Consider the following 12,096-nt stretch of genomic DNA (forward strand, 5'->3'; position numbering starts at 1 on the left):
TGGTCGGCATTGAACTGACGCCGCGTCACTTCAACGCGCTCAGCCGAGCAGCTTGCCCGGGTTCATGATCCCCTGCGGGTCCAGCGCCGCCTTCAGCGTGCGCAGCAGGGTGAGTTCCAGCGGCGAGCGGGTGGCGGCCAGCGCCTCCCGCTTGAGCACGCCGATCCCGTGCTCGGCGCTGACGCTGCCGCTGAACTCGCCGACCAGCCGATAGATCACGGCCGAACTGTCCTTCTGGGAAAGCACGTTGAAGTGGACGTTACCGTCCCCGACGTGTCCGAAGACGTTCACCGGTGCGCCCGGGCAGGCCACCGCGACCGCCGCCCGGGCCGCCTCGACGAAGGCCGCGACGCTGCCCAGCGGCACGCTCACGTCATGCTTGACCGCGCCGCCCGCACGCTTCTCGGCCTCCGGAAGCGCCTCGCGCAGCGCCCAGAACGCGCGGGCCTGGGCCTGGTCGAGGGCCGGGACCGCGTCCGCCGCCAGGCCGCGCTCGGTCACCTCGGTCAGGAAGCCTTCGAGGAGCGCGGCCAGCGCGGCCCCGTCCCGGGTCGCGGTGGCCTCGACCAGGACGTACCAGGGGTGCGGACGGTCGAACGGGTCCCTGGCGCCGGTGAGGTGCTGGAGCACCAGGTCAAGACCGGTGCGACCGAACAGTTCCAGAGCGGTGAGGCGGTCCTCCAGCAGCTCCCGGGCCAGCGCCAGCAGGGGGGTGAGCGCCTCGAGTCCGGGCAGCGCGAGCAGCGCGACCGCGTGGTGCCGGGGCTTGGGGAAGAGCCGCAGGGTGGCGGCGGTGACGATGCCGAGCGTGCCCTCGGAGCCGATCAGCAGCTGCTTGAGGTCGTAGCCGGTGTTGTCCTTGCGCAGCGTGCGCAGCCCGTGCCACACCTGGCCGTCCGGAAGCACCGCCTCCAGGCCGAGTACCAGGTCGCGGGTCATGCCGTAGCGCAGCACGTTGCTGCCGCCGGCGTTGGTGGCGACCACGCCGCCGATCCGGCAGCTGCCCTCGGAGGCAAGCCGCAGCGGGAAGAGCAGCCCGGCCCGGTCCGCTGCCCGCTGCACGTCGGCGACCACGCAGCCGGCCTCGGCGGTGAGCGCGAAGTCGGCCGCCTCGACGCTGCGGATCCGATTCAACTCGCGCACGCTCAGCACCAGTTGGCTGCCAGTGCCGAGCGGCAGGGCCCCGCCGACCAGCCCGGTGCCGCCGGCGAACGGGACCACCGGCACCCCGTACCGGGCGCAGAGCGTGACCGCCGTGGCCACCTCCGCCGTGCTGCGCGGACGCAGGACGGCGGCCGGGTGCGCCGGCAGCACTCCGCGCTCGTCGCGCACGAAGCCGGCGGCGGCATCGTCCGGCGCGAGCACCCCGCCGGGGCCGAGCGCCCGGCGCAGCTCGGCGAGCGCCACGGGCAGGCCGCCGGCCTGCGGTGTTGCGGGTCGGGTCATGGAAACCACGGTATCCCCAACCGCCGGACCTCTGATTGGATTGCGCGCATGACCACCACTTCGCCGTCCACCGGCCTGTTCGAGCTGCTGAGCGCCGACGCCGTCCGCGATCTCGCCGAGTTGCGCGAGGTCTACGAGATGCCGGGCGCGGCCGCCGTGCACAAGCAGGTGGACCGGATCCACGAGGTGTCGCGGCGGCTGATCGGCTGCTCCTCCTTCGTGCTGGTGGCGAGCGCGGACGCGGCGGGCAACTGCGATGTGAGCCCGCGCGGCGGCCCGGCCGGCTTCGTCGCGGTGCTGGACGAGCACACGCTGGCGATACCGGACGCCACCGGCAACAAGCGGCTGGACTCGCTGCAGAACATCGTGGCCACCGGGCGGGCCGGGCTGCTCTTCCTGATCCCGGGCCGCAACGACACGCTGCGGGTGAACGGCCGGGCCTGCGTCTCGACCGACCCGCAGCTGCTCGCCCAGCTGACCGCCGTCGGCAAGCCGCCGCGCAGCGCGATCGTGCTGCAGGTCGAGGAGGTCTACGGGCACTGCCCCAAGTCGCTGATGCGCGGCGTCATGTGGAAGCCCGAGCAGTGGCTGCCCAAGGACACCATCCCCAGCTCCGCCGAGGTGACGCTCGCCCACCTCTCCGCCAAGCTCGACGGCCTGACCCTGGAGAAGATCGAGCAGAACGAGCGTGAGGCGCTGCTCTACCGCTACGAGTGATACGGGTCATCCACGTGAGGAGCTCCCAGCGGCGCCCTCACCCCTCGGCCCGCGCCAGCAGATCGGCGGCGTGGGCACCGTCGATGGACTGGCGGATCACGTCCGCATGGCCGGCGTGGCGGGCGGTCTCCTCGATCAGGTGGAGCAGCACCCAGCGGGCCGACCAGTGCGCCGCCTGCTCGTTGGCGCAGCCGACGCCCAGGTCGGGCAGATCGATGATGATCTTCTCGGTCTCCTCGGCGGCCTGCTGATAGGCCGTCAGCAGGACGCCGACGGTCTCCCCCTCGGCGCGGCGCAGGTCGGCTCCGGAGTCCTCGATCGGCCACAGCCCCGGCAGCGGGCGGCCGGCCAGGGCCGCGACCACCCAGCGGCGCTCGGTGACCGTGGTGTGTTTGAGCAGGCCGCCGAGCGACAGCTCACTGACGGTGGGCACCGACCAGACCTGATCCTCCGTCAGTCCCAGCACCGAATACCGCAAGGCGGACCGCTGCTGGGCGAGGAAGGCGAGCAGGGCGGTGCTCTCATCGGCGACGGGCGGAACGAAGCGGGGCATCGGAACCTCCTGCGAAGCGGCTCCTCTCACCATCGCACGCCCCACTGACAACCCGGCGCGACCGCCACGCGCACCGTCCGCCTACAGTGAAGGCCATGAGCGGAATGATCATCTTCTTGAACGGCACCTCCAGCTCCGGCAAGTCGAGCATCGCGCAGGAGTTGCTGCCGATCCTCGACGAGACGTACTTCCACCTGCCGGTCGACCGCTTCCACGCGATGCGGGCCAAGCGCGAGTACGCCGACGAGGCCGAGCTGCGCGCCGATCTGCTGCGGACCTGGTCGGGCTTCCACCGGGCGGTCGCCGGGATGGCGGCCGGCGGCAACAACGTCGTGGTGGATCACCTGTTCAGCGAGCGGTGGCGGCTCGACGACTGCCTGGCGCTGTTCCCGCCCAAGGACGTCGTGCTGGTCGGCGTGCACTGCCCGCTGCCGGAGCTGGAACGGCGCGAGCTGGCCCGTGGCGACCGCCGACCGGGAATGGCCGCCCGGCAGTTCGCCCAGGTGCACGCCCACGGCGTCTACGACATCGAGGTCGACACCAGCCTGGCCTCGCCGCTGGAGTGCGCCGAGCAGATCAAGAAGTTCCTGCCCGCGCGGCCGACACCGACCGCGTTCGAACAGCTGCGGGCGGCCGCGGCGGCCGTCTGACCGCACCACTTCCCACCGCGTCAGGACGAGACCCCGACCGCGTGCCGGACGGTCGCCGGATCGTCCAGGCAGGTCAGCAGCGCGTCGGCGACGTCCGCGCGGCCGATGCTCCGGCCGTTCGGGACGTTGCCCTCGACGACCTGCCGGTAGCTGCCGGTGTGCGGCCGGTCGAGCAGCCGGGGCGGCCGGATCACCGTCCACTCGGTGCCGCTCTCGGCGAGCACCCGCTCCATCACCGCCAGGTCCGCGTACACGTCGCTGAGCACGGTGCGCAGCACCGAGTACCCGGCCCGCAGCAACAGGCCCTCGCCCGGCGGGGTCGGGCCGAGCGGCGCGGCGCTGACCACGGCGAGCCGCCGCACCTCCAGCCGGTCCATCACCTCGACGATGGCCCGCAGCGCCGGGCCGGCCACCGGCGCCGCCTTGGCCTGCTTGCGGCTGCGCGGCCCAAGCGCGGAGACCACGGCGGACCGGCCCGCCAGCACCGGGGTCAGCGCCGCCGGGTCGGTCAGGTCGGCCACGGTCGCGACGGTGAGCCCCGGCCGATCCGGCACCGGCAGCCGGGCGGGGTCGCGCACCACGGCCGTGACCTCGTGCCCCGCGCCGAGCGCCTGCCGGACCACCTCGCGGCCCACACCGCCGGTCGCGCCGAAAACGGTGAGCTTCATGACCGTCTCCCGATTCTCGTCGGATCTGGTGGGTGAGTATTCACTCACCCCTCTTCCGCTAGAGTGAGTGAATGCTCACCTCCAAGTCAAGCGACCGGCCGAACCCGCCCACCCGGCAGCGCCTGCTGGACGCCGCCGAGCGACTGATGCGGACCGTCGGGCTGGCCGCCGCCACCACCAAGGCCATCGCCCGCGAAGCCGGCTGCTCGGAGGGCGCGCTCTACAAGCACTTCGCCAACAAGGAAGAGCTCTTCGTCTGCGTGCTGGTCGAGCGCTCGCCGAACGCTGCCCCGCTGATGGCCGAGCTGGCCGCCGACCCCGGCTCGCGCACCGTCGAGGAGCATCTGACGGCGATCGCCCGGCACGCCGCGCTCTTCTACGCCGAGGCCATGCCGGTCGCCGCCTCGCTCTTCGCCGACCCGCCGCTGCTCAGCCGCCACCGGGACGGGCTGCACGAGATCGGGCGCGGGCCGCACCTGGTGCTCGACGCGCTCACCGGCTACCTGGAGCGGGAGCTGGCGCAGGGGCGGCTGCGGCCCGACGCCGACCCCTACGCGGCGGCTGCGCTGCTGCTCGGCGCCTGCTTCCAGCGGGCGTTCTTCCTGCACTTCTCGGGCGAGTCGATGGTGCGCCCGATCGAGGAGTTCGCGCCCGCCGTGGCCGGGACCACCTGGGCCGCGCTGCGCTGAGCCGGCCTGGCGGCGCACCGGCCCGGCCCGCCGCTGAGTCGTCCGGCCCGCGACCGCAACGCCGGGCGCCGGGCGGCGAGTTTGCGCCATTACCCGCCGCCACCACGGGAGCGCGCACGGTGCTCGCCCGACGGCACGCACCTCGACCCGCACATGCCCGTGGCCTAGGCAGACCGCCGCCTGCCCGGACGCCGGACCGGCGGCGGCGTGCCGGGCGACCCGCTACGGCTGGCGCGGAATCGGACAGGTGGGTCGCACCGGCACCGAACTCACCCTCTGGTCCACGCGCCTGACCCTGCGTTAGCGTTCCCTCCGGTCGACGCCGCGACCCAGGGCCCCGGTGGCCACGTCGCGGGTACGACCGGGGGGTTTGCCGGGACGCGGGGGGAAATCGCGGCCAGGCGGGGGCCACCCGACGGGGGATCCACCAGAACATCCGCGCACGGGCCGACCCGTGCCCGCGGCGCGCTTCTGTCCGAGGTACTCCGCGGCTGCGGGGTGCCCCTCGACGTGGAGGAACCAATGGGCTTCAGCAAACGATGGGCCGCCGCGCTGGCCGCCGGCTCGCTGCTGGCACTGGGCGCGGCACCCGTCGCCGCCCACGCGGCCGGCACGACGCCCGCCTACCGCACCGACCTGCGGGTCCTGGTGATCGACGACGGCGGCCCCTCGGTCGCCTCGATCACCGCGGAACTGACCAGCGAGGGCGTCCCGTTCACCGACCTCCTGGTCGGCAACGCCAACCGGCCCACCATCAACGCGGCCTTCCTCACCGCGACCCTGCCGGACGGCTCCACCGAGGCCCAGTACCAGGCCGTGGTGCTCTCCAGCGCCGGCGCGCTGGGCGCCGGCACCGCCGAGTCGGCCGCGCTGCTCTCCTACGAACAGGCCTACAACGTCCGGCAGGTGGACGCCGACACCTACTCGCAGCCGTCGGTCGGCCTCAACTGGCCGCAGAACCCCGGCTACCTCGGCTCGCTGGACGGGATGGCCGCCGCCACCACCGCCGCGGGCGCGGCCGGCGCCTTCGACTACCTCAAGGGCCCGGTGCCGTTCGAGCAGCTCAACCCGAGCGTGGTGGAGAGCTACGGCTTCCTCTCCACCCCGCTGGCCACTCAGGCGGCCGGGGCCAGTTTCACCCCGCTGGTGGACGTGCCGATCCCGAACAGCACCGCGCGCGGCAGCCTGCTCGGCGACTACCACCACGACGGCATCGACGAGTTGGTCATCACCTTCGCCTACAACCAGTACCAGCAGCAGTGGCGGCTGCTGGCCCGTGGCGTGGTGGACTGGATGACCCAGGGCGTCCACCTCGGCTTCGACCGGGACTACCTCGCGGTCCAGGTCCAGAACGTGCTGAACACCGACAGCCGGTGGAGCACCACCCTCAAGTGCACGGCTGGCGACGCCGGTTGCAAGGTGGCGGCGGGCAGCCCCGACAGCGTGCCGATCCGGTTGACCGCGGCCGACGTGGACGCCGCCAAGGCCTGGGAGGCAGCCAACGGCATCACCCTGGACCTGGCCGTCGACGGCGCGGGCAGCGACGCCGCGGCCGCCGCCGCGACCACCCCGACCGCGCCCGGCACCGACCCGACCGCGGCTGAACTGGCCGCCAACGCCGCGTCCTTCCGCTTCGCGAACGCCACCTACGGCCACCCGTTCCTCGGCTGCGTGCAGAACACCACGGTGGTGCCGTGGACCTGCGCCACCGACGGCACCGGCGCGATCCAGTGGACCAGCCAGGCGGCGATCACCTCGGCCGTCCAGTCCAACCTCACCTGGGCCCAGGCCAAGGGCCTGCCGGTCGACCCGAGCGAGCTGGTCACCGCGCAGAACTCGGGCCTGGCGCTGGCTCCGCAGCAGACAGCCGACAACCCCTCGCTGGCTCCCGCGCTGACCGCGCTCGGGGTGACCGCGCTGGCCTCCAACGGCTCGGCGGAGTCCGCCTCGCGCCAGGTCGGCTCGGCGACCACGGTGCCCGGACACCCGAGCGACGTCTTCCACAACGCCGCGACCGCGGCCGAGGAGACCGACGAGTACAACTGGCTCTACACCTCCACCGCCCAGGGCGGCAGCGGCGCCTGCAGCACCTCGACCACCTCGACCTGCCTGGCGGCGCCGCTGGACACCACCACCGGCTTCGCGAGCAGCATCGTGCCGACCGAGGCCCGGATCGCGCTGGCGCGGGTCCTGGGCAACGACCCCACCCCCGAGGTGCTCTACCAGGGCAACTTCGCCGAGGACCGGATCGCCTACCCGGTGCTCAACCAGATCCTCAGCAGCTACCAGGGCTTCTTCAACACCAACACGCCGGTGGTCAACCTGCGGCTGAAGGACATCGCGACCCAGGAGCAGCACCAGGCGGCCTGGAACGCCGCGCTCGCGGCCGGCACCGTGACGGCCTACCAGAGCAGCGGCACCGTGACCGTCACGGCCCCGGCCGGGGTGCAGGTCCCGGTGACCGCGCCGAGCGGCACCGTCCAGGTCCAGCCGACCGGCACCGCGAGCACGACGGCCGGCGCGGCCTACGCCGGCGAGCTCTCCGGCTGGCTCGCCCCGGCCGCCGGGCAGAGCGCCGTCACCGTGCAGTTGCCCGCCGCCCCGGCGCAGCCGCCGGCCGGCCAGGCCGTGCGGACGGCGGCGGCCGCCCCGGTGACGGTGGCCGGCCCCAAGGCGCCGGCCACCGTGCGCGTCCCGCTGCCCTTCGGCCCGGGCGACACCACCAGGATCCGGGCGGACCGAGGCTGACGGTCCATCAGCTCCCCCCTGAACGCCCTGCCGGTTCTCCCGGCAGGGCGTTCAGGCGTCCGGTGCGGCCGACGCAGAGCCGACGCAGAGCCGACGGCTACGATATGACCGACCGTCAGCACTGAACACGAGGAGTGACCTCATGAACGTCGGATTCATCGGCCTGGGCGCCATGGGGCGCGAGATGGCCGCACAGCTCGTCAAGGCGGGCCACCAGGTGCGGGCCTGGAACCGCTCCCCCGAGCCGGTGGCGGCGCTGGTCGCGCAGGGCGCCGAGGCGGCGGCCACACCGGCTGCGGCGCTGGCCGGCGAGGTGCTGGTCTCGATGCTCGCCGACGACGCGGCAGTGGAATCGCTGCTGCTCGACGAGGCGCTACTGGCCTCGGCCACCATCACGGTGCACGTCAACATGGCGACCGTGTCACCGGAGTTGGCCCGCCGGGCGGCCGAGCTGCACCAGCGGCACGGGATCGGTTATGTGGCAGCCCCGGTACTGGGCCGCACCGACGTGGCGGCGGCCGGCAACCTCAACATCCTGGCGGCCGGCGAGGCGGCGCTGCTCGACCGGGTGGCACCGCTCTTCACGGCGATGGGCCGGCAGACCTACCGGCTGGGCGAGCGCCCCGAGCTGGCCAACGTGGCGAAGATCAGCGCCAACTTCCTGCTGGTCTCGGCGGTCGAGGCGCTCTCCGAGGCGACCGCGCTGGCCGAGGCCAACGGGCTGGCCGCCACCGATCTGCTGGAGGTGCTCACCGGCACCGTCTTCCCCGGCCCGGTCTACACCGGCTACGGCGCCATGATCGCCGCCCGCCGCTACGACCCGGCGTTCCGCCTCTCCCTCGGCCTCAAGGACGTCGGCCTCGCGCTGAACGCGGGCGCCGCGGCGCACGTCCCACTACCGATCGCGAGCGTGCTGCGCGACGCCCTGCTGGAGAGCGTCGCGCACGGCGACGGCGAGCGGGACCTGGCGGCGCTGGGCGAGACGGCCCGGCGGCGCGCGGGGCTGGCGTGACGCGCCCCAACCCCGGTCAGGGCGGCGCCGACCGGCTGTGATCAACTGACGGTCGGTTACATTCCTTCGCAGATCGGCAGCCGACCATGCGCGCACGCAAGCTGATATCCACCCTCTCCGTCACCGGCCTCGCGATGCTGGGCGGCGTCGCGGCGGCCCCGGCCGCCCACGCCGGCTCCTACGGCTGCGCGGGCAACCTCGTGTGGTCCGGCATGGTGACCGACGTCAACGGCGGCACCGCCGGCTGGGACTACGGCTACTGGGACGGCACCACCAACTGCGCCGTCTTCGTCAAGTCGGAGTACGCGGGCACCAGGACGCTCACCGAGATCTCGATCACGACCTCGGCCGGCGTCCACGGTGGCTACGACGGCCAGCCCTACACCACCTACGCCGGCCCGGTGACGGTCAACGGAGTCGGCGTGTGCGTCCGGGAGCAGGTCACCGAGTTCGACCCCAACAACCACCAGATCGTCAACTGGAACTCCGGCCTGCACTCCGGCCCGGGCTGCTGATCCGTCAGATCCGTCAGACGCTCCGGCCGGCCCTTGGCGCCGCCGGGGTGGCGCCACGGGCCGTCCCGGTCCGTCGGCAGGCCGACGCGTGAGCATGGATCACCACATCGATATTCACGTTACGTGAGAATCTGGTCGCGCAGTGTAGTGTCCTGCGCGACGTGTCGATGACCATGGAAGTGGACCGCTCGCGATGACCCCTGACGCAACGCTCGCCCCATCGGCATGCCCGGATTCGGCCGAGCGAGCCGCCCAGCTGTTCGACACCCTCGGCCTGACCTATGAACAGGCCTACGGCCACCTGCCCGAGCAACTCGCCGCGATCGACTGGCTCGCCGCCCGCCTGCCGGCCCGGGCGCGCGTGCTGGACATCGGCTCGGGCACCGGCCGCCCCACCGCCGACCTGCTCGCCCGCGCCGGCCACCGGGTGACCGGCATCGACGTCTCCACGACCATGGTCGACCTCGCCCGCTCCCAGGTGCCCGGCGCCCGCTTCGAGCCGGGCGACGTGCGCACCGTGGCGTATGCGAGCGGGAGTTGGGATGCGGTCTGTGCGTTCTTCCCGCTTCTGCAGATGCCCCGCAGCGACCTCGACCGCACGCTGGAGCGGATCGCCGACTGGCTGGTCCCCGGCGGCCACTTCATCTTCGCCACCGTCCCGTTCGACGCGGAGAACCTGCCGGTCGAGTGGTTGGGCCACCACGTCACCGCCACCAGCTGTCCCGCCAAGGTCTACCTGGAACGCCTGCGGGACATCGGACTTGAGATCCTGCATGACCAACTGAGCTTCTTTCAACCCGACTTCCCCGCCATGGGCGTGGAGCAGCACCTGTTCGCCTACGCCCGCAGGCCTGGCCACCCGGCCTCCCCGGTCAGGCCGGGTGGTCCTGGTCGGCGATGATCCGGGCGTGAACGGCGCGCATCGCGTCGAGCGTGGCGTCGAGCGTCGCATCCAGCTCGTCCGGCGTGGTGCCACTGCGGTTCGCCACCTGCTGGTCGAGCTGCCGCCCGAGGGCGCGGAGCTCGGTCAGTGCGGCCCTGCGGTCGAACGGGCTTCGGGGGGTGGGGTTGCTCATCGTTCGTCGTTCCTTCGGATCTCGGAGCGCGCCCGCACCTTGACGCGCACGCGATGGACGTACCGCCCGGCCCGCTCGAAGCCGTCCACGCAGAACGGCAGCGCCATCAGGCCGCTGTCCGTGGCGATTTGAGGTCCGGGCGCCACCAGCGTCTGCCGGTCACAGCAGACGCACCACCCGAACCGCCACTGCCGCCGGGGCGGCAGGGGGACGGGAGCGGTGACAGCCTGCTGGGGCGTCACCGGGGCTCCCCGGTGACGCGGGCGGGGGTGCGGGCTGGCTGCAACGCCGGTTCCGTGGTGAGCGGTTGGATCTCACTGGCCGGGGTCTCCCACTCGCAGCCGCCGCGCTCGGGGCGCAGGTGGACGGTGGGGTGCTTGCCGTAGCCGGGGCCCATGTAGATGCCGTTGAGACCGTGCTTCAGGTCGCGGACCAGCTCCCCGACTTGAGGGGTGTAGAGCACCGGTGGGGGCGTTCTGCGGGTCGTCATGCCGACTCCGTTCTGTAGTCGTTCCGCTACAAGCATCGGCATCCGGGGCTACTATGGGAAGCAGTTCAATTCGCCACTTGACACAGGTTCAATTGGAGTTGACCTTGAACCGTCGTACACTTGATCCATCGTCATCTCCGCTGGCAGCCCTGGGTGTGCAGCTTCGCCGATCACGCGAGGCGCGGGGGCTGACACAGGTTGGATTGGGAGCACTGATCAAGTACTCGGGGGCGTACATCTCGAGTGTCGAACGCGCCAAGCGACCACCAAGCTTCAAGTTCATCTGCAAAGCAGATGCGGCTCTGAAGACCGGCGGCACGCTTGAGCTGATGTGGCGGCAACTTGAACACAGTGCGCTGATCGAAGGGTTCCCGGAGTACACGGGCAAGGAAGCCGAGGCGACGACTATTCGGGTGGTCGAGTTTCGAGTGATTCCTGGCCTGCTGCAGACGCTGGAGTACGCACAGGCCTGGGAGTCCGGGAATGTTCGGCGTGGCAGCGCCACCCAGGCCCAAGCCGACGAGCGCGTGAAGGTCCTTCGAATTCGCCAACGTTGCCTGGAGCGGAGCCCGGCGCCGATCATTCACGCGGTCCTGGACGAAGGATGCTTGCGTCGTCCGATCGGCGGTCGAGCAGCCATGACGCGGCAGCTCAAGCACCTGGAAGAGCTGGCCCAACGGCCAAACGTGATCCTTCAGGTTGCTCCGTACAGCTTGGCTGAAGACCACCCGTTCGCCCACGCGGTCGTGCTGCTTACGATGCCCACCCGCACATTGCTTGGGTACACCGAGACCATGAAGCGCGGCTATCTGGAGCGGGACGCCGAAACAGTGACGACCTGGGCCAAGGACTACGATCGGCTCCAGGTTGAAGCGCTCTCGCGAGCTGCGTCCCTGGCAGCGATCCGTAAGGCACGGAAGGAACTTGAAAGCCATGCATGATGACCTGAGCAACGCTCACTGGCGCAAGAGCACCCATAGCAATGGGAGCGGCGGCTGTGTGGAAGTCGCCGACGGCTTCCCCGACATAGTCCCCGTTCGCGACTCAAAGGACCCCAGCGGCCCCGCCCTCATCTTCACCGCCCACGCCTGGCAAGCCTTCGCCCACAGCACCGCCACCGGCGAGTTCGGCGCCATCTGACTACAGAAGGAGCTGGAACACCATGCAGGTTGACCTGGCCAGCGCCCCCTGGCGCAAGAGCACCTACAGCAACGGACAAGGCGGCTGCGTCGAAGTGGCCGACGGCTACCCCGACATGGTCCCCGTCCGCGACTCCAAAGACCCCAACGGCCCCGCCCTCATCTTCACCGCCCACGCCTGGCAAGCCTTCGCCCACAGCACCGCCACCGGCGAGTTCGGCACCATCGTCTGACCCCGCAGGGGCGGCCCGCGCCGCTCGGCGGATGCTGTTGCCTGATCCGGAACCTGCTCTGCCCCGTCGATCGCTGGATCGGCGGGGCGAAGCGCTGTGAACCGGGCCGCCGCTCATACAACGGCGAACCATGCCTGATGCGGCATCAGCTCGCTGGCGG

16 protein-coding genes are annotated in these 12,096 nt (G+C 71.8%); 10 read left to right on the plus strand and 6 right to left on the minus strand.

The window, feature by feature from the left end:
- Positions 1 to 39: 39 nt before the first annotated feature.
- Complete coding sequence (locus ABH937_RS15480; protein ID WP_370218475.1) at positions 40 to 1,446, minus strand: FAD-binding oxidoreductase; 1,407 nt, start codon at positions 1,444 to 1,446, stop codon at positions 40 to 42.
- 48 nt (positions 1,447 to 1,494) lie between these two features.
- Here ABH937_RS15480 and ABH937_RS15485 point away from each other — a divergent pair, with 48 nt between their 5' ends.
- Complete coding sequence (locus ABH937_RS15485) at positions 1,495 to 2,163, plus strand: MSMEG_1061 family FMN-dependent PPOX-type flavoprotein (protein ID WP_370218477.1); 669 nt, start codon at positions 1,495 to 1,497, stop codon at positions 2,161 to 2,163.
- Between the two features lie 37 nt (positions 2,164 to 2,200).
- Here ABH937_RS15485 and ABH937_RS15490 read toward each other — a convergent pair whose 3' ends face one another.
- Complete coding sequence (locus ABH937_RS15490; RefSeq protein WP_370218478.1) at positions 2,201 to 2,716, minus strand: DinB family protein; 516 nt, start codon at positions 2,714 to 2,716, stop codon at positions 2,201 to 2,203.
- A gap of 95 nt (positions 2,717 to 2,811) precedes the next feature.
- Between ABH937_RS15490 and ABH937_RS15495 the strand changes: the two genes are divergently transcribed.
- Entirely contained in the window at positions 2,812 to 3,366 is a 555-nt protein-coding gene (locus tag ABH937_RS15495; protein ID WP_280689925.1) for a chloramphenicol phosphotransferase CPT family protein, read from the plus strand.
- Between the two features lie 20 nt (positions 3,367 to 3,386).
- Here the strand turns inward: ABH937_RS15495 and ABH937_RS15500 are convergent, their stop codons facing one another.
- The gene (locus ABH937_RS15500; RefSeq protein ID WP_370218479.1) at positions 3,387 to 4,034 is read right to left on the minus strand and encodes an NAD(P)-dependent oxidoreductase; all 648 of its coding nucleotides are present in this window, start codon (positions 4,032 to 4,034) and stop codon (positions 3,387 to 3,389) included.
- A gap of 71 nt (positions 4,035 to 4,105) precedes the next feature.
- Here ABH937_RS15500 and ABH937_RS15505 point away from each other — a divergent pair, with 71 nt between their 5' ends.
- The 5 genes from ABH937_RS15505 (at position 4,106) to ABH937_RS15525 (ending at position 9,899) form a co-directional block, all read left to right on the plus strand.
- Entirely contained in the window at positions 4,106 to 4,723 is a 618-nt protein-coding gene (locus ABH937_RS15505; RefSeq protein WP_370218480.1) for a TetR/AcrR family transcriptional regulator, read from the plus strand.
- Between the two features lie 522 nt (positions 4,724 to 5,245).
- Positions 5,246 to 7,471, plus strand: coding sequence for a hypothetical protein (locus ABH937_RS15510; RefSeq protein ID WP_370218481.1), 2,226 nt, complete (start codon positions 5,246 to 5,248; stop codon positions 7,469 to 7,471).
- Positions 7,472 to 7,613: 142 nt separating this feature from the next.
- The gene (locus ABH937_RS15515; protein WP_280689929.1) at positions 7,614 to 8,483 is read left to right on the plus strand and encodes an NAD(P)-dependent oxidoreductase; all 870 of its coding nucleotides are present in this window, start codon (positions 7,614 to 7,616) and stop codon (positions 8,481 to 8,483) included.
- An 86-nt stretch (positions 8,484 to 8,569) separates the two neighbouring features.
- On the plus strand, positions 8,570 to 8,998 hold the full coding sequence (locus ABH937_RS15520; RefSeq protein ID WP_280689930.1) for a hypothetical protein: 429 nt from the start codon (positions 8,570 to 8,572) through the stop codon (positions 8,996 to 8,998).
- Positions 8,999 to 9,191: 193 nt separating this feature from the next.
- Positions 9,192 to 9,899 (plus strand): class I SAM-dependent methyltransferase, encoded by a 708-nt coding sequence (locus tag ABH937_RS15525; RefSeq protein WP_370218482.1) that lies wholly within the window; start codon positions 9,192 to 9,194, stop codon positions 9,897 to 9,899.
- On the opposite strand, the gene ABH937_RS15530 is transcribed toward ABH937_RS15525, so the two are convergent.
- From ABH937_RS15530 to ABH937_RS15540, 3 genes are read right to left on the minus strand one after another with little or no spacing between them, the layout of a single operon-like run.
- Positions 9,871 to 10,074: a hypothetical protein gene (locus ABH937_RS15530; protein WP_280689933.1), complete on the minus strand. Its 204-nt coding sequence runs from the start codon at positions 10,072 to 10,074 to the stop codon at positions 9,871 to 9,873. The two genes, ABH937_RS15525 and ABH937_RS15530, sit on opposite strands and share 29 nt — an antisense overlap.
- Complete coding sequence (locus ABH937_RS15535) at positions 10,071 to 10,316, minus strand: hypothetical protein (RefSeq protein WP_280689934.1); 246 nt, start codon at positions 10,314 to 10,316, stop codon at positions 10,071 to 10,073. Before ABH937_RS15535 ends, ABH937_RS15530 begins: the two co-directional genes overlap by 4 nt.
- Positions 10,313 to 10,564, minus strand: coding sequence for a hypothetical protein (locus ABH937_RS15540; protein ID WP_280689935.1), 252 nt, complete (start codon positions 10,562 to 10,564; stop codon positions 10,313 to 10,315). The genes ABH937_RS15535 and ABH937_RS15540 overlap by 4 nt, the downstream gene beginning before the upstream one ends.
- Before the next feature lie 77 nt (positions 10,565 to 10,641).
- Between ABH937_RS15540 and ABH937_RS15545 the strand changes: the two genes are divergently transcribed.
- From ABH937_RS15545 to ABH937_RS15555, 3 genes are read left to right on the plus strand one after another with little or no spacing between them, the layout of a single operon-like run.
- Positions 10,642 to 11,505: a helix-turn-helix transcriptional regulator gene (locus ABH937_RS15545; protein ID WP_280689936.1), complete on the plus strand. Its 864-nt coding sequence runs from the start codon at positions 10,642 to 10,644 to the stop codon at positions 11,503 to 11,505.
- Positions 11,498 to 11,704 (plus strand): DUF397 domain-containing protein, encoded by a 207-nt coding sequence (locus tag ABH937_RS15550; RefSeq protein ID WP_280689937.1) that lies wholly within the window; start codon positions 11,498 to 11,500, stop codon positions 11,702 to 11,704. Before ABH937_RS15545 ends, ABH937_RS15550 begins: the two co-directional genes overlap by 8 nt.
- 22 nt (positions 11,705 to 11,726) lie before the next feature.
- Positions 11,727 to 11,936: a DUF397 domain-containing protein gene (locus ABH937_RS15555; RefSeq protein ID WP_280689938.1), complete on the plus strand. Its 210-nt coding sequence runs from the start codon at positions 11,727 to 11,729 to the stop codon at positions 11,934 to 11,936.
- Positions 11,937 to 12,096 lie beyond the last annotated feature (160 nt).

The sequence above is a fragment of the Kitasatospora sp. GAS1066B genome (assembly GCF_041262605.1).
Classification (GTDB): Bacteria; Actinomycetota; Actinomycetes; order Streptomycetales; family Streptomycetaceae; genus Kitasatospora.